Genomic DNA, 16007 nt, shown 5'->3' with positions numbered 1-16007 from the left:
CTAAAAGAGGCTCAAAATGAGATCACTTATACTTGCTAGCTTGATTGTTGGCACCTCAAGTTTTGTTACACTTCCAGTTTATGCTCAAGCAGACAACGATGTAGTTGTGCAAACTGGTAACCTAGATACTTTAATTAGTATTTTGAACAACGCCACAGCAGAAACTCCATCGGATGAGTTGCAACAAAACTTAGTAACTGCAATTGAGCAACTTTGCCAAAATACCGGACCAATTGATTTAGATTCTCCTATCGCTAATGGAACGTGTTCTGCTGAGCAGCTTGATATAATTATGAATGCAGTTATTGCAGCCATTGGCGCAGATAGCCCGTTTATTTCTGATTTTTTAGCGGCCTTAGTTACTGCAGGCGTTAATAGCGATGCAGTAACGCTTGCTGCAATAACAGCTGGAGTTGATGCAACTATTGCGTCAGAAGCAACAGCAGCTGGTCCTACAGAGCCTACCGCCCCAGCTGGCCCTGTAATTGTAACCTTGCCTACAACAACCGTTCCTCAAGGCGCAGGTGGTACCGGTGGTGACGCTGGTATTTCTGAAGTTGGCAACTAAATAATAATTAGTTTTATAATACAAACGCAGCCTAATGGCTGCGTTTTTACTTTAAACAAAGTGTTTAAATACGTTGTTTAACTATTAGCTCGTTTTCTGAGAAAGCTGTGAACCGTTTTATATTTTTTTTGCTATGTGCAATTATTTTTTTGCTGCCCCTTCCTTTAGGTAGCTACCGACCCTGGGCCATTATGGCAATGGGTATTTTAATTTGTATAACCTTTGTTTTTCACTTGGTTAATAGCGCTGTAAATAACCAAACGTTGTACCCTCCTCGCTATTCTTTACCCATTATTTCTGCTTTATTATTAGTATGCGCTATGTGTACTTTGCAATTTTTTACTGTGAGTTTAGACCCCTTTCAAACAAAACAAATGCTGTTAAAAACGAGCTTTATGGTTTGCTTTTGTTGGCTTATATTTATTTATTGCAATAATAGTGAGCGTATAAAAAAGCTTATTTATACCATTATTGCAGCGGGTGTTTTCCAAGCTTTGTATGCAACTTACCTAAATCTTTCGCCTGACATGCTTAGCCCTATTTTTGGATATAGGCACACGCAACGCGCCATAGGTACGTTTACTTACTCTAACTTTTTAGCTAACTATTTAGCGCTATGCTTATGTTTGGGTATTGGTGTATTAGTGAGTGAATTAAAGCGAGGTAGTCATGCAAGTGACCTTACATTTAAACAAACTTTGCGCGCCTGGACTGAGATTTTATTAAGCTCAAAAATAATTTTGCGTATATCGTTAATTATTATAATTATTGCGCTAATTTTAACGCGCAGTCGAATGGGTAATTCAGCCTTTTTTATAGCACTGATGGCTGTTAGCTTGTTGGCTTTGTTTGTTTACAATAAAAAACCTAAAGCGTTTAAGTTACTTATTATTAGTTTTTTTATAATTGATTTGATCATTATTGGTGCAATATTTGATGTAGAAAAAGTCAAGCAACGCATTAGCGAAACCAGTATTCAATCAGAAACACGTGATGAAGTAGTTCGTGATTCAATCCCGTTAATACTCGATAAGCCTTTATTAGGCTCTGGTGGTGGTACGTTTTATACTGCTTTCCCTGCGTATCAAACTGAGCCGTATTCGGGCTATTACGATAATGCTCATAACGACTATATTCAATTTGCTGTAGAGCTAGGCATACCCGTAACATCAGCTTTAGGGGCGCTTATTTTATATTGCTTATGGTTATGTATTCAAACCATGCGAAAACGCAAAACAGCGTTATTTCAGGGCGTGGCTTTTGGCTGTGCTATCGCTATTGTAGATATGCTGTTGCATTCTTCGGTAGATTACTCGCTCCAAGCAGGCGCTAACTCAATGTTGTTTATGGTTATTTTATGTTTGGCGATTTTAAGTAATAAAATAGTTGTTAAGCGAGGGCGTGATTTTAAATAGCTATTTTTAAAAATATTTGCACAAAGAGGTTTAGAGACGCTCCGCTTTAGAGTCGTGATAAACAAAGTAAAATGTCTGGATTGGTTGTGACTTCTCATTTACTCCTCATTCACTTCTCTTTGTGCAAATTTTTAAGTTATTTAAATCACAAAGAGGTTTAGAGACGCTCCGCTTTAGAGTCGTAATCAACAAAGTAAGATGATTGGATTGGTTATGTTTTCTCATTTACTCCTCATTCGCTTCTCTTTGTGCAATTGAACTTAGTTATTTTTCACAAAGAGGTTTTGAGACGCTGCGCTTTAGAGTAGTGATAAATAAGATGCATGGGTTGGTTGTGACTTCTCATTTACTCCTCATTCACTTCTCTTTTTGCAATTTTTATATTGTTTAAATCACAAAGCGGCTTAGAGTCGCTCCACTTTAGAGTAGTGATAAATAAAATGTCTGGATTGGTTATGTCTTCTCATTTACTCCTTATTTTCTTCTCTTTGTGCAAGTAATCTTTTTTTGTCTATGATATTAAATTAATGAGCTTAAAGTTTTTATAAGGATATATATGGATATTAATAAATTGACACATGCTGTGATTGGTTGTGCTATAGAGGTACATAAAACTTTAGGGCCAGGTTTGTTAGAATCGACTTATGAAGCCTGTTTAATATATGAATTAAGTGAATTAGGTCTAACGTCGAAGAGTCAACATGACTTACCTGTTTTCTACAAAGACACACATATTAATGCTGGCTACAGGTTAGATATTTTGTTGCCCAATAAATTAATAATCGAGCTTAAATCTGTAGAAAAGTTATTACCGATTCATTCGGCACAATTAATAACCTATATGAAACTTGCAAATGTTAGTGCTGGTCTTTTAATAAACTTTAACACTATAAAATTAATTGACGGTATAAAAAGATTTAATTTTTAAGCTATTTTATTTGCAGTTACTCTATTTAGCTTCACTCTCAAAAGAATAATTCTTAAACATTACTCACAAAGAGGTTTAGAGACGCTCCGCTTTAGAGTCGTAATAAACAAAGTAAAATGTTTGGATTAGTTATGTCTTCTCATTTACTCCTCATTCGCTTCTCTTTGTGCAAATTTTTATATTGTTTAAATCACAAAGCGGTTTAGAGACGCTACGCTTTAGAGTCGTAATAAACAAAGTAAAATGTTTGGATTAGTTATGTCTTCTCATTTACTCCTCATTCGCTTCTCTTTGTGCAAATTTTTATGTTATTTTAATCACAAAGAGGTTTAGAGACGCTACGCTTTAGAGTGGTAATAAACAAAGTAAAATGTCTGCATTGGTTGTGTCTTCTCATTTACTCCTCATTCGCTTCTCTTTGTGCAATTAGCTTAAGTTACTTTTTCACAAAGAGGTTTAGAGACGCTACGCTTTAGAGTCGTGATAAATAAAATGCCAGGATTGGTTATGTCTTTTCATTTACTCCTCATTCGCTTCTCTTTGTGCAATTGAACTTAGTTATTTTTCACAAAGAGGTTTTGAGACGCTCCACTGTAGAGCAGTGATAAATAAGATGTCTGGATTGGTTATGTCTTCACATTTACTCCTTATTTTCTTCCCTTTGTGCAATTAGCTTAAGTTACTTTTTCACAAAGAGGTTTAGAGACGCTACGCTTATGAGTCGTAATAAACAAAGTAAAATGTCTGGATTGGTTGTGTCTTCTCATTTACTCCTCATTCGCTTCTCTTTGTGCAATTAAGGTTTTTACTTCACTCAAAAAATTTTTCGCGGCTTTACTGCTCTTCTAAATCAAACTCGGTGGTGTGGCCGTCGCCGTGGATTAGTTGATAACGCGCTAAATCTCCTTGCTCCAGTGTAATTAAGCTAATGGCAGAGTCGCTTACTAGGTACTTTTGGCCTTCACCTTTGGTTTGGTGTTTATCTACTTCCATGTGCCAGCGTTTGGTGAAAAAGTTAAGCGGGCTTTTGGGGCCGTACAATATTGAGTCGAGCTTATCGAGTACATTAATTAGCTTACGCGGAAATTCGTTTTTAATTCCGCTGGCGGTGAGCTGCCATATTCTATTTGGGTGATCGCCAAAACGCTTTTGCACCGAAAAACAAAAAGAATAATGCACATCACCCGATAAAATAAGCGTTTCGTTAGGTGTGTCTGTACGCCTAAAGGTATCAAGCAGTTTTTTGGCCGAGCCTTCGTGTGCCATCCAGTTTTCTACATCAACCATAAGCGGCTGCCCGCACATATTAAACGCCGCCTGTATTGCTTCTATTGATTTAACCCCAAACACTGGCGCTGGCGATACAATAATTACTTTGCTGTGGCTCAGTAGGCTTTCTTCAAGCTCTGTTAAGCGCTCCCAATCAAGTAAGCCTGAGGGTTCATTAAAGTTACTTTCGTTACGCCAGCGGTGTGTACGGGTATCAAGCACAACTACTTTAGGCGTGGTGGTAAGCTCATAATGCCAATAGTTAAACTCGTTCAGAGGCTTATCAAAGGCTTTAAACTGCCAAATATTGTTGGCGTTACGACTTTGTTTAAATTCATCTATAAGCGCACCGGTTTTATGTAGCGCGTCGTTGCCCAGCCCTTGAAATAGCCAATAGCTTATTAGCCCATTATTAATGATGCGTTTACTATTTGGGTTTTGATTTATAGCTTGCTCCCACCCTGCTGTTAGGTTCCAATCATCGGTAATATCGTGATCGTCAAACATCATCAAGGTAGATACATTAGCAAATAAACGCTCTACGCGATTTAAGCCTTTTGCGTAGTCAATTAACGCCTTTTTTTCGGCGTTAAAAATGGTGTTATTTTTTTCATTGCCTTGAGTGTAATGGCAATTTTTAATATCAACGCATTGCCACGCGGCGGCACTAAAGTTAAGTAAATACAGCGCTATAAATTCTTCAAAGTGAATTAAGTGATTATGCGCTTTTACGCTAGAAAAATGAGGCTCGTCTTTTTTTAGCCAGTACCCAACGCCCAGTTTTGAACGTTTTTGCCATGGTGTTTTAGGTAAATAATGATGGCGGTTAAAAAGCTGCTCATTTATATCTGCTGGTAAATTGAGCTCAAGCGGTTGCTCTTTATAAATACCTAATGCATCTATTAGCTGATGAATAGCCAGTAGCATAGGACCGGCAACATCATCGGCGTAAACTTGGTCTCCGCTAAGCAGTAAAAGCTGTGCGCCCTGCAGGTTATTACTGCGCTGGGTATTTTGCCATTCACTTGCTGATACTAAGCTGTCTTTTGCGGGGTGATGTGCGTTGCGACACGAGCCATGTAAAATATGCGTAAGCTTATTGGCAATTGCAAACGAAGGAGCCGTTTGCCCTTCAAAGCACCATGGAGTTAAGTCAATTTTTTGCTCGTTAATATGCAGTGTATACGCTAATAACGTGTCGAGCGGAAACTGGCTATCAACGGGTTTTATAATTATAAAATGCAGGTAAAGGTATTTACCTAATGCAATGCTTTGCTGCTCGCTGTAGCTTTGTTGGTTTTCAAGTGTGATTTGGCAATTGCCAGGGCGTGAAGTAGCAAACTGTATACATATACCACTTTGCTCAGCTCGGCGCACCATAGGCCCCATTAATAAAAGTGGGAGTTGCGCCGATTGAGTAGTCATGTGTTAGCCTTTTGCCGCTAATTTAAAAAGTGAATAAAAGTTATCCGTTGTTGCTTTTGCAAGCTCGTTAAAGCTAATACCTTTAAGCTCACTAATATAGTAGGCAACATCTTCTACATACGCAGGCTGATTTGTTTTTCCACGGTACGGCACAGGTGCTAAATAAGGCGAGTCTGTTTCGATGAGTAACCTATCGAGTGGGATTTGTTTTACAACTTCTTTAAGCTCTACGGCATTTTTAAAGGTAACAATGCCTGAAATAGAGATATAAAACCCCATATCAATCGCTTTTTTGGCCATATCCCAATCTTCGGTAAAACAGTGCAGTACGCCACCGCAGTTTTCTGCTTTGTGTTCACGCATTAAGTTAATGGTATCGGCTCTGGCATCACGGGTATGAATAATCAGTGGCTTTTGTAATTCGTTTGCCACTTCAATATGGCCAACAAAACTGGCTTGTTGTACTGCGTGCGTGTCTTTTGAATAATAGTAATCTAGGCCTGTTTCGCCAATCGCGACTACTTTTTCATGCGATGCTAAACCAATGAGTTGCTGTTTATTAAGGGCATCTTTTTGATCAAGCGGATGCACGCCACACGATGCCGATACATCGTCGTAATGTTTAATTTTTTCAAGCATGCTTGGGAATTGATCAAGCGTTACACTTACACATAAAAAGTGCTCTACTTGCTTTGCGCGGGCGTTGTCGAGTACTTGATCTAGGTTTAAATCTAATTTGTCAAAATCAAGACGATCTAAATGGCAATGAGAATCTACAATCACTATACGGCCTGTATGGTTTTGGGTGTTAAATTATACTAACCTGCAAAAATACCTAGTTGTACCAATTTGCAATAATACCTAATCATTTTGCGGGGCTAAACGTGTCGCTACCTGCGTTAAACAATGCTTATTTACGACTGCATGGATGCAGAGCAATGCAGGAGCAATTGCCGAGCATAACTAAATAGCGAATTTTTTACCTAGCTATCAACACGTTTTTCCAGCCTCAAAGTAAATCACTTAATTAAGCGAATGGGTATTAAACGAATTGATATAAGCAAGTTAGTATTGCAGTTAACGAGAGCTAAGCGCTCGCTAACCGGCTGCTTTATGCATATCACTATTAAGCAAATGCGTTTAAAACTACATGGTATATGTAGGATTACCAGAGTTTAACATAGTGCCTAATAGCTTTTCGATTTTAGCGTTTAAATTTGTTTTATCATCTAAAAAGCTAATGCCTATACCTGGTGGGTTAGAGCTTTGTGCGCCTTGAGGTGTTATCCACGCAACTTTACCCGTTACCACGTCATCTTCTAGCGCATCAGGTAAAGTCACTCTGAGCGCTAAAGAGTAGCCAATTTCGTAACGCATATTGGTACGTACAAATAGGCCGCCTTTTTTTAAATAAGGCATGTAGCAGCGATAAAGTTCGTCAAGGTTATCTACATCAACTAAAAGCTCTTGCATATGTATTCCTATTTAATGTTACGCAGGGCATGCGCTAAACGCGACACTGCTAGAGGTAAATTAAGCCCGAGTACCTCTGTGCTATTTTGTAAAAATTCATTCAACGCTTGCTGAGCACTTTGGTACGCGTCAAAACTTAAACCCATTATAAGCTGCTGTTTTAATTGCTCGCTTAAAAATAATGTAAAAATGCGTATTAGCTCAGGTTGTTTGTTTATAATATTTACAAGCGGACTAAAATTATGGCTTTGTTTAAACTCAGTTGCAAATTTATATAAAGTATCAATGTGTTGCAGCTGCTCTTGCGCTTGCCACTGTTTAATTAAAAGTGGTTGCGTATAAAACAAAGGCAGCCACACATAGTCACTAATATTTAAATCGGCTAACCAGGTTTTAGCCGCTTCTGGGTTTGCGACTTTAATGTCTGTTTTGGCACAGCGGCTTAAAATAGTGGCAGGTAACTGCGCAGTGTGGCTTGTGGTTAAAATTAAAAAGCGGCTATTGCTAGGCTCTTCTAAGGTTTTTAATAACGCGTTTGCTGCTGCCGTGGTCATTTTTTCGCAGTTTTCAATAATAGCCACTTTATTACCATTTTGTGCAGCAGAGTGGTTCATAAAATCGCTTATCGCACGAATATCGTCAACACCAATGCTTTGCCCTTCAACTTGCGTTAGCCGTTTATCAGGGTGGTTACCCGCAAGTGTTAATGAGCAACTTTTACACTGCCCGCACGGGGCTAACTTGCTACCTTCGTTTTGCATGTGGGTATTAATATTTTGACATAATAAGCTATTAGCTAATTGCTCGCTTAGCTCAAACTTACCAACGCCTTTTGGCCCGCATAACAACTGCGCATGATGAAAACGCTGCGCTTTATAACTTTGCGCAAGCTGTTGCTCTACGTTATTAAGCCATGGCAATGCCATGTTATTTTAACCCTTCAAAAAAGGTGCGTAGTACATTGGTTATATCGCGGTGTACTTTATCAATACTTTGGTTGGCATCTACGGTTTTTATTGAGCTATCGTCATTTGCCAGCTCAACATAACGCATGCGCGTGCGCTGAAAAAACTCAATGGCTTCTTGCTCAATTCTATCAAGCTCTCCACGGCCTTTAGCACGCTCAAGGCCTATTACGGGGTCTATGTCTAGGTAAATGGTTAAATCAGGTTTTAACCCTTTTAATACCATAGACGACAAAGACGATAACGTATTAGCGCTAATGCCGCGCCCACCACCTTGATACGCTTGAGACGATAAATCGTGGCGATCTGCTAATACCCACTGCCCTTTATCAAGCGCCGGGTTAATTACATTATGCATAAGCTGCGAGCGAGCTGCGTACATAATAAGTAGTTCGGTTTCAAAGGCTATGTCTTCTTCATGCTCGGCTTTTACTAAAGTACGTAAAGACTCGGCAAGCGGTGTCCCACCTGGCTCGCGTACATTAATAAAGTCTATTTGTTTTTTATTTAAAAAGTTTTGGCATAACGAAATAGCCGTTGATTTACCTGCGCCTTCAAGGCCTTCAATAACAATAAATTTTGGTTTCATATAAAGTTTAATTCGTTTTATTTAATATATACGTTTTAACTGCCGCGTTGTGTTGCTTTAACGTGGTTGAAAATTGGTGACTGCCATCGCCCTTCGCCACAAAATAAACATACTGTGTTTTAGGCGGATTAAGCGCTGCTAAAATAGCCGCTTTTGAGGGCATGGCAATGGGTGTTGGCGGCAGCCCTTTAATGCGATACGTATTATAGGGTGTGTAATCGCGTAAATCTTTTCGTTTAATGTCACCGTCAAAACTCTCTCCTAGGCCATATATTACGGTGGGATCGGTTTGTAGGCGCATATTTGCGTTTAATCTATTTATAAATACGGCGGCTATTAACGGGCGCTCACTGGCAAGGCCTGTTTCTTTTTCGATAATAGAGGCCATGATAAGTGCATCATATGCGTTTTTATACGGTAGGTTTTCTGCACGTTGTGGCCATGCTTGCTCAAGTGTTTGCTGCATTTTAACGGCCGCACGTTTTAATAAACTACTGGCAGTATCACCGCTGTGATAATGATACGTATCTGGAAACAACCACCCTTCTAAATGGCCTTTTTCACCTACTATTTGCTGCGCCAGTTGCTCTGTGTTTAAGTTATTAGTTAAATGCGGCGCACTACTAATGGCTGCTATCACTTCGCGTAAGTTTTGCCCTTCGATAATAGTAAAGCTAAAACTGATTTGCTCACCGTTGTTTATTTTTTTTATATTATTAATAACGCTTGTATTCGTTAGCTCGTACAAGCCGGCTTTTAAGTCGGTTAGTGTTGGGTCAAGCTTTGCAATTACTTGATAGCGCCAGCAGCTTTTTAACCAATTATTAGCTTGCCATTGTTTACATAGCTGGTTAAAGCCCATGCCTTTTTTAACTTCAAACTGGGTAGGCGTTGTTATATTTAGCGGGCTAGTTATTGTTGCTTGTAATTGCTGATACCCTACTAGCGTTGTAACTAAAGCTAACAATAATACCGATAAAATAACTTTTAACACTTAGCCTCCTTGGCTAATAATTCATTTAATAAACACATGCTTTGCTCAACATTAAATGTATGTTGTTCTATACGACTAACGGGCACAGCGCCCATTAAGCTATTACAAATAAATACAGCACTAGCTTGGGTTAATTCATTTAGGCTTACTTGCTTAAATTCAACCGCTAATTTATCACATAACGACTGCAGATAAACCCCTTTAATACCGCATTGCTCAAGGCTTGGCGTATAAACTTTATTATCACGAATAGCAAAAATATTAGCTGCCGAGGCTTCAATCACATTGTTTTGATGATCGAGTACTAAAACATCGTCACATTGTTGTTTTGCCATGGCATTTTTAATCAGCACTTGTTCTAGTCGGTTAAGTGTTTTTAAACCGGCTAATAAAGGTTGGGCTGCTAATTTTATTGGGCTTAGGGCTAAACTCACCCCTGTTTTAGCTAATGCTGGGTAGCTTTGTGGGAACCCTAACACGGTAATTAAAATGGTTAAATGGGTGTGATGCGGCAATCCATAGCCTCGCCCACCTTCTCCGCGGGTGATCACTATTTTAAGCACATTTAATTGGCAGCCAGTAATCGCCTTTGCAATGTGTTGCTCAAGCTCAGTAAAGTTAATTGCAGGAAACGCTAAGCGTTCTGCGCATTCTACCAAACGTGCTTTATGGTACTGCCAATGCTCTACCTGCCCAGCAATTACTTTGGCTGTGGTAAAAAAACCATCACCGTAGTTAAGGCCTCTATCGCGTGTATTAATCGAACTTGTATCATCGGTTGTTATTATTGTTTGCATATTGAATGGCTTGCATAAAAAAAGCCCAGTTAAACAACTGAGCTCTTATAATGTGGTTCGTTGTTAAAAAGGATTATACCTTTTTAAATAGCAACGAGCCATTAGTCCCACCAAAACCAAATGAGTTACACAGTGCAAAGTCGAGTTTTACATCACGTGCAGTGTGGGCTATGTAATCTAAGTCACAGCCTTCATCTGGGTTGTCTAGGTTAATGGTGGGCGATACTTTTTGATCGGCCAGCGATAAAATAGAAATAATAGACTCTACAGAACCCGCTGCACCTAATAGGTGTCCCATCATCGATTTAGACGAGCCTACCATTACATCTTGCGCTGCACTGCCAAAAATAGTTTTAACAGCTTGCGTTTCGGCTTTGTCGCCTGCGTTAGTAGATGTACCGTGTGCGTTAATGTAACCAACTTGGTCTGCATTTACTTGTGCATCGTTTAATGCATTTTGCATAGCAAGTGCCGCACCTGCACCGTCTTCCGGTGGCGAGGTCATGTGATACGCATCACCGCTCATACCAAAGCCAACAAGCTCAGCATAAATTTTAGCGCCACGGGCTTTAGCGTGTTCATACTCTTCTACTACAACAACACCTGCACCATCAGATAGTACAAAACCATCGCGGTCTTTGTCCCACGGACGCGACGCAGCTTGTGGGTCGTCGTTACGGGTAGAAAGCGCACGTGCAGCATTAAAGCCACCCATACCAATAGGTGTACAGGCTTTTTCTGCGCCACCGGCAACCATCGCATCGGCATCGCCGTAAGCAATCATACGCGCTGCATGGCCAATATTGTGCAGGCCTGTAGTACATGCCGTCACAATAGAAATATTAGGACCACGTAAACCATGCATCATTGATAAATGGCCCGAGATCATATTAATAATTGTTGATGGCACATAAAATGGAGAAAGCTTACGTGGGCCACTATTAAGCAGTTTTATGTGGTTTTCTTCAATGAGGGTCAATCCACCAATACCTGAACCTACTGCTACACCAATACGTGTTGCGTTTTGCTCAGTTACTTCAAGACCTGAGTCTTGAAAGGCTTGAACACCCGCTGCAATGCCGTACTGAATAAATAAGTCCATTTTTTTAGTATCTTTCGCTGACATGTATGCAGTTGCATCAAAGTCATTTATGAGTCCAGCGAATTTAGTACCAAATTTTGATGTATCAAAGTGGGTTATATTTTGTATACCACTTTTACCATCTAATAAGCCTTGCCAGGTAGATTGCACATCATTACCTAGCGGCGTCAACATTCCTAAGCCAGTTACGACGACTCGACGTTTAGCCACGGTTTGCCTCCAATAAGGGATATTTAAACCAATTGATTAAAATAGTATTACTTTAGTAAGCCGTTTAACTCACTAAGTTTAAATCTATTGGCATTACAAAGGGAATTCATACCCAAGCGACCTCAAAGTGCGAGTCTCAAATTCAACTAAAGATGTGCTATTACAAATGAATGCAGTAGAGAGTAAAAGCGGGTGAATTTGAATCATGAACTTTGAGGTGGTTTGGATATATAGATTAAAGGCAGCGAATGCTGCCTTTAATATGCGATTAATTACTCAGCGTGAGCTGATACGTAATCGATTGCAGATTGTACTGTAGTGATCTTTTCAGCTTCTTCATCTGGGATCTCAGTATCAAACTCTTCTTCAAGAGCCATAACTAGTTCAACAGTATCAAGAGAATCTGCACCTAGGTCGTCTACGAAAGAAGCTTCGTTTTTAACTTCTTCTTCTTTAACACCTAGCTGTTCGATGATAATTTTTTTTACGCGTTCTTGGATATCGCTCATTCTTCTTTCCTTTATTAAAAACGCCAATGCGTTATTTTCAGATTGCGGCGTAGTTTACGCCGCATAATTCTCTGATTCAATGATTTGACCATAAATAATTGTCTGGTCAAACCTCTGAGTGTTTGTTTTGTCTTTTATCGCTTATTTTCACAGCGATTTCAAGTATGTTTAAAGCAAGATCATAAAAATTTCAATGTTTTTGAGGTCACTTACTTAAGTTATTTTTAGCATTTGCTTATAACAATGGCGGTTAAACCATGTACATCGCGCCATTTACATGCAAAGTCTCGCCAGATACATACGCAGCCGCGTCAGATGCTAAGTAACACACTGCCGCTGCTATTTCATCAGGCTGACCTAATCGACCTGCTGGTACATTAGCAAGGGTGGCCGCTTTTTGATCTTCTGTTAGCTCATCGGTCATATCAGTTTGAATAAAACCAGGGGCTACTACATTTACTGTAATGCCGCGCGATGCAACTTCGCGTGCAAGCGATTTAGAAAAGCCAATAACACCCGCTTTAGCTGCCGCGTAGTTAGCTTGGCCTGCATTACCCATAGCGCCCACAACTGAGCCAATATTAATAATACGGCCGTTCTTTTTCTTCATCATTGGGCGTAATACCGCTTTAGATAAACGGAAGATAGAGCTTAAGTTAGTGTCGATAATATCGTCCCACTCACCGTCTTTCATACGCATTAATAAATTATCACGGGTAATACCTGCGTTATTTACAAGTACGTCAACATCGCCTAAGTCGGCTTTTATTGCCGCTAATGTAGCCTCAATCGATGCAGGATCGGTTACGTTTAAAGCATAACCCTTACCGTTATCACCTAAGTAATCGCTAATTTTAGCTGCGCCTGACTCACTCGTAGCAGTACCTGCTACTTTTGCGCCTTGCGCTACTAAAGTGTTTGCAATTGCTTTACCAATACCACGGCTTGCGCCAGTAATTAGGACAACTTTGCCCTCTAATGAAAATAAATTAGTCATTTTATATTCTCTTATTTTGCAGCGTCGATAGCAGCAGCGTCATTTACTGAGCCACATACCATTGCTTTATCAATTCGTTTTGCAAGGCCAGTTAATACTTTACCTGGGCCAAATTCGTAGCTTTGCGTAATACCTTGAGCAACTAAAGCCTGTACTGTTTCTGTCCAACGAACTGGGCTGTATAGTTGACGTACCAATGCATCTTTAATTGCATCAGCCGAGCTTTGTGCTTTTACATCAACATTATTAATTACATCACACTTAGGTGTATTAAATGTTAAAGCGGCTAAATCGTTGGCAAGTTTTTCCGCAGCTGGTTTCATTAGTTCACAATGTGAAGGCACGCTTACACTCAGTGGTAAGGCACGTTTTGCGCCGGCATCTTTACACGCTTGTGAAGCTCTATCAACAGCAGCTTTATGCCCTGCAATAACAACTTGCCCTGGTGAGTTATAATTTACCGGTGAAACAACCTCGCCTTGTGCAGACTCTTCACATGCTGTTTTTATTTGCTCATCGCCTAAACCAATAATGGCAGCCATAGAGCCTACGCCCGCAGGCACAGCTTCTTGCATGTATAAGCCACGGTTTTCAACAAGTTTTACCGCTTCACCTAGGCTAATAACCTCACTACATACCAATGCAGAGTATTCACCTAAGCTGTGACCAGCCATAACCACATCCACATCTGGGTTTGCAGCTAACCAGTGGCGGTAAATTGCCACGCTTGCTGTTAATAAAGCAGGTTGAGTGCGGTGAGTTTGATTAAGTTCTTCTTCTGGGCCATTTAGTACAAGCGCTGCTAAATCGTAGCCAAGTGCGCTTGACGCTTCGCTAAAGGTTGCTTTTACAATGTCAGAGCTCTCTAGTAGCTCGCTTAACATGCCAACGCTTTGTGAGCCCTGACCAGGAAATAGAAGTGCAATTTTTTGTGCCATACTTTGCTCTTTTTAATTAAACAAAAATTTAGTGTAACTACGGCACCTAAACGTTATTCGGCCGCCGAGTTTTTAGAATGTGTTTTTTCGAAAATAGCGGCTATTTTATCTGGAAGTTGACGTTCAACCTCTTTTACCGCTTCATCGATTGCTGCTTGAAATGCTTTTGCTGATGCATTTCCATGGCTTTTAACGACAATACCGCGCAATCCTACCAGAGAAGCGCCGTTATACTGGTCGGGGTTCACCCGATTATAGAGTTTTTTTATGATAGGACTTAAAATAAACGCCATGCATTTGTAAATTAAGTGCTTTTCTAGGGCGCTTGTAAACTTTTTCATGATCAGTTTAGCAATGCCTTCGCAGGTTTTTAATGCAACGTTTCCGACAAACCCTTCACACACAATAACATCGGCTTTTCCCGAAAAAATATCACTGCCTTCACTGTAACCCGTGTAATTAATATAAGGGCTTTGCTGCATAAGCTGCGCTGCTTGCTTTATGCCTTCATGGCCTTTTATGTCTTCAGAGCCAATATTAAGTAAACTCACTTTAGGGTTGTCGCAGCCAAGAGCTTGGCCTGCTACTACCGAGCCCATAATGCCAAATTGATAAAGTATTTCTGAATCACAATGCACATTAGCGCCTAAATCAAGCAGATAAACTGGATTTTTTCGCTCTGTAGGAACGGCCGATATTAATGCGGGGCGTTTAACGCCAGGCAGCATTTTTAATACGTAATGAGCCATAAAAAATAAAGCGCCGGTGTTACCCGAGCTTACACAGGCTTGTGCTTCACCCGATTTAACTAAATCAAGGGCGACACGCATAGAGGAGTCTTTTTTTGAACGCACAGCTAAAGCGGGTTCGCAAGCATTAGTGACAACTTCGCTGCAATGGCGAATAATTAAACGTGGGTGTGAAAGTGAATCGAGGGATTCTAATTGATTAGTAATTACTTGCTCGTTGCCACATAAAATGAGTGTTAAATTGGCATGAGCATTTACTGCGCAAACGGCAGCGGGGATAGATGAACGGGGGCCATAATCGCCCCCCATCATATCTAACGCTATGGTTAGATTAGTCAGCATAAAGCAATCTCTTAGTTAGAAATTACTTGAACGCCTTTGTAGTAACCGTCAGCAGTTACATGGTGACGACGATGAGTCTCACCTGAAGTTTGGTCAACTGTTAAAGTTGGACCGTTGATCGCATCGTGTGAACGGCGCATGCCGCGTCTTGCACGAGACTTTTTGCTTTTTTGTACAGCCATTAGTCTTCTCCTAAGAATCTTTCTTAAGTTGTTTCAAAATATCAAATGGATTTGGTTTATCATCTTCCGCCTTTAGTACACCAAAGCTAGCAGGCTTTGATGAGTAATTGCACGAAGCTTCGTTGTGTGTAGGCACTAATGGCACTGCTAAAATTAGCTCGTCTTCGATTAACTCAAACACGTTAATTTCACCGTTTTCATCAAGCGCTACTTCATCGTAGACTTCAGGAAGATCATCTGACTCAGCATCCAAACCAACAGGCGAATACATAAAGTCTTGATCCAAATCCAACCCTAAATCATCATTACAACGCTGACAAGTTACAGTTACGTGTGTAGACAAATTGCCACTAATCACAACTAAACCTTGCTCATCGGTTTTGCACTGAATTTTTACCGCTATTTCACCTACTTCTTCCTGTACAACACCTCGTAAACGAGCAAGTTTTTCAAGCGGTACAATACCATCGTAAGTTAAACGGTGTTGCGCTGCTTTCCCAGGATGAAGAGTGATGGGAATTTTTACCTTTTGCATAGGGGCTGCATCATATAGAT

Annotated in this window: 17 protein-coding genes; 3 read left to right on the top strand and 14 right to left on the bottom strand. The window is 40.1% G+C overall.

The annotated features are described in order from the left end of the window. Positions 1-16: 16 nt before the first annotated feature. From MTF64_RS09010 to MTF64_RS09000, 3 genes are all read left to right on the top strand, one after another. On the top strand, positions 17-568 hold the full coding sequence (locus tag MTF64_RS09010; protein ID WP_248451170.1) for a hypothetical protein: 552 nt from the start codon (positions 17-19) through the stop codon (positions 566-568). Between the two features lie 107 nt (positions 569-675). After that, positions 676-1983, top strand: a complete 1308-nt coding sequence (locus tag MTF64_RS09005) for an O-antigen ligase family protein (RefSeq protein ID WP_248451169.1) — start codon at positions 676-678, stop codon at positions 1981-1983. 556 nt (positions 1984-2539) lie between these two features. After that, positions 2540-2911 (top strand): GxxExxY protein, encoded by a 372-nt coding sequence (locus tag MTF64_RS09000; RefSeq protein ID WP_096739762.1) that lies wholly within the window; start codon positions 2540-2542, stop codon positions 2909-2911. A gap of 834 nt (positions 2912-3745) precedes the next feature. Here MTF64_RS09000 and MTF64_RS08995 read toward each other — a convergent pair. The 14 genes from MTF64_RS08995 to yceD all read right to left on the bottom strand — a co-directional run bounded on the left by MTF64_RS08995 (position 3746) and on the right by yceD (position 15987). Next, positions 3746-5605, bottom strand: a complete 1860-nt coding sequence (locus MTF64_RS08995) for an alkaline phosphatase D family protein (RefSeq protein ID WP_248451168.1) — start codon at positions 5603-5605, stop codon at positions 3746-3748. A 3-nt stretch (positions 5606-5608) separates the two neighbouring features. After that, on the bottom strand, positions 5609-6388 hold the full coding sequence (locus MTF64_RS08990; RefSeq protein ID WP_248451167.1) for a YchF/TatD family DNA exonuclease: 780 nt from the start codon (positions 6386-6388) through the stop codon (positions 5609-5611). A 363-nt stretch (positions 6389-6751) separates the two neighbouring features. Next, on the bottom strand, positions 6752-7078 hold the full coding sequence (locus MTF64_RS08985) for a PilZ domain-containing protein (RefSeq protein ID WP_004587696.1): 327 nt from the start codon (positions 7076-7078) through the stop codon (positions 6752-6754). An 8-nt stretch (positions 7079-7086) separates the two neighbouring features. Continuing rightward, positions 7087-8004, bottom strand: coding sequence for a DNA polymerase III subunit (locus tag MTF64_RS08980; RefSeq protein ID WP_248451166.1), 918 nt, complete (start codon positions 8002-8004; stop codon positions 7087-7089). A gap of 1 nt (position 8005) precedes the next feature. Beyond that, the gene (gene tmk, locus MTF64_RS08975) at positions 8006-8632 is read right to left on the bottom strand and encodes a dTMP kinase (protein ID WP_248451165.1); all 627 of its coding nucleotides are present in this window, start codon (positions 8630-8632) and stop codon (positions 8006-8008) included. Positions 8633-8639: 7 nt separating this feature from the next. Continuing rightward, positions 8640-9626: an endolytic transglycosylase MltG gene (gene mltG, locus MTF64_RS08970; protein WP_004587693.1), complete on the bottom strand. Its 987-nt coding sequence runs from the start codon at positions 9624-9626 to the stop codon at positions 8640-8642. Next, the gene (gene pabC, locus MTF64_RS08965; RefSeq protein ID WP_248451164.1) at positions 9620-10423 is read right to left on the bottom strand and encodes an aminodeoxychorismate lyase; all 804 of its coding nucleotides are present in this window, start codon (positions 10421-10423) and stop codon (positions 9620-9622) included. The genes mltG and pabC overlap by 7 nt, the downstream gene beginning before the upstream one ends. 73 nt (positions 10424-10496) lie before the next feature. Next, positions 10497-11735, bottom strand: a complete 1239-nt coding sequence (fabF, locus tag MTF64_RS08960) for a beta-ketoacyl-ACP synthase II (protein WP_248451163.1) — start codon at positions 11733-11735, stop codon at positions 10497-10499. Positions 11736-12007: 272 nt separating this feature from the next. Next, a complete protein-coding gene (gene acpP, locus MTF64_RS08955) occupies positions 12008-12244 on the bottom strand; it encodes an acyl carrier protein (protein WP_004587690.1) in 237 nt (78 codons plus the stop codon). A gap of 250 nt (positions 12245-12494) precedes the next feature. Next, positions 12495-13241, bottom strand: coding sequence for a 3-oxoacyl-ACP reductase FabG (gene fabG / locus MTF64_RS08950; protein WP_248451162.1), 747 nt, complete (start codon positions 13239-13241; stop codon positions 12495-12497). Positions 13242-13252: 11 nt separating this feature from the next. Continuing rightward, the gene (gene fabD / locus MTF64_RS08945) at positions 13253-14179 is read right to left on the bottom strand and encodes an ACP S-malonyltransferase (protein ID WP_054982359.1); all 927 of its coding nucleotides are present in this window, start codon (positions 14177-14179) and stop codon (positions 13253-13255) included. A gap of 53 nt (positions 14180-14232) precedes the next feature. Next, positions 14233-15270: a phosphate acyltransferase PlsX gene (gene plsX / locus MTF64_RS08940; RefSeq protein ID WP_004587687.1), complete on the bottom strand. Its 1038-nt coding sequence runs from the start codon at positions 15268-15270 to the stop codon at positions 14233-14235. Between the two features lie 11 nt (positions 15271-15281). Beyond that, positions 15282-15452, bottom strand: coding sequence for a 50S ribosomal protein L32 (gene rpmF / locus MTF64_RS08935; protein WP_004587686.1), 171 nt, complete (start codon positions 15450-15452; stop codon positions 15282-15284). A gap of 10 nt (positions 15453-15462) precedes the next feature. Beyond that, complete coding sequence (gene yceD / locus MTF64_RS08930) at positions 15463-15987, bottom strand: 23S rRNA accumulation protein YceD (protein ID WP_004587685.1); 525 nt, start codon at positions 15985-15987, stop codon at positions 15463-15465. Positions 15988-16007 lie beyond the last annotated feature (20 nt).

The organism is Pseudoalteromonas sp. 2CM41L (genome assembly GCF_023161905.1).
Taxonomy (GTDB): Bacteria; Pseudomonadota; Gammaproteobacteria; order Enterobacterales; family Alteromonadaceae; genus Pseudoalteromonas; species Pseudoalteromonas atlantica.
The sequence above is the reverse complement of the archived record's forward strand: the minus strand, read 5'-3'. Positions and strand labels throughout refer to the sequence as shown.

Coding starts and splice junctions, on each gene's coding strand:
- fabD (WP_054982359.1), bottom strand. CDS start 14,179: ATGGCACAAAAAATTGCACTTCTATTTCCTGGTCAGGGCTCACAAAGC.
- plsX (WP_004587687.1), bottom strand. CDS start 15,270: ATGCTGACTAATCTAACCATAGCGTTAGATATGATGGGGGGCGATTAT.
- MTF64_RS08995 (WP_248451168.1), bottom strand. CDS start 5,605: ATGACTACTCAATCGGCGCAACTCCCACTTTTATTAATGGGGCCTATG.
- MTF64_RS09010 (WP_248451170.1), top strand. CDS start 17: ATGAGATCACTTATACTTGCTAGCTTGATTGTTGGCACCTCAAGTTTT.
- pabC (WP_248451164.1), bottom strand. CDS start 10,423: ATGCAAACAATAATAACAACCGATGATACAAGTTCGATTAATACACGC.
- MTF64_RS08985 (WP_004587696.1), bottom strand. CDS start 7,078: ATGCAAGAGCTTTTAGTTGATGTAGATAACCTTGACGAACTTTATCGC.
- tmk (WP_248451165.1), bottom strand. CDS start 8,632: ATGAAACCAAAATTTATTGTTATTGAAGGCCTTGAAGGCGCAGGTAAA.
- MTF64_RS08980 (WP_248451166.1), bottom strand. CDS start 8,004: ATGGCATTGCCATGGCTTAATAACGTAGAGCAACAGCTTGCGCAAAGT.
- rpmF (WP_004587686.1), bottom strand. CDS start 15,452: ATGGCTGTACAAAAAAGCAAAAAGTCTCGTGCAAGACGCGGCATGCGC.
- acpP (WP_004587690.1), bottom strand. CDS start 12,244: ATGAGCGATATCCAAGAACGCGTAAAAAAAATTATCATCGAACAGCTA.
- yceD (WP_004587685.1), bottom strand. CDS start 15,987: ATGCAAAAGGTAAAAATTCCCATCACTCTTCATCCTGGGAAAGCAGCG.
- MTF64_RS09000 (WP_096739762.1), top strand. CDS start 2,540: ATGGATATTAATAAATTGACACATGCTGTGATTGGTTGTGCTATAGAG.
- fabG (WP_248451162.1), bottom strand. CDS start 13,241: ATGACTAATTTATTTTCATTAGAGGGCAAAGTTGTCCTAATTACTGGC.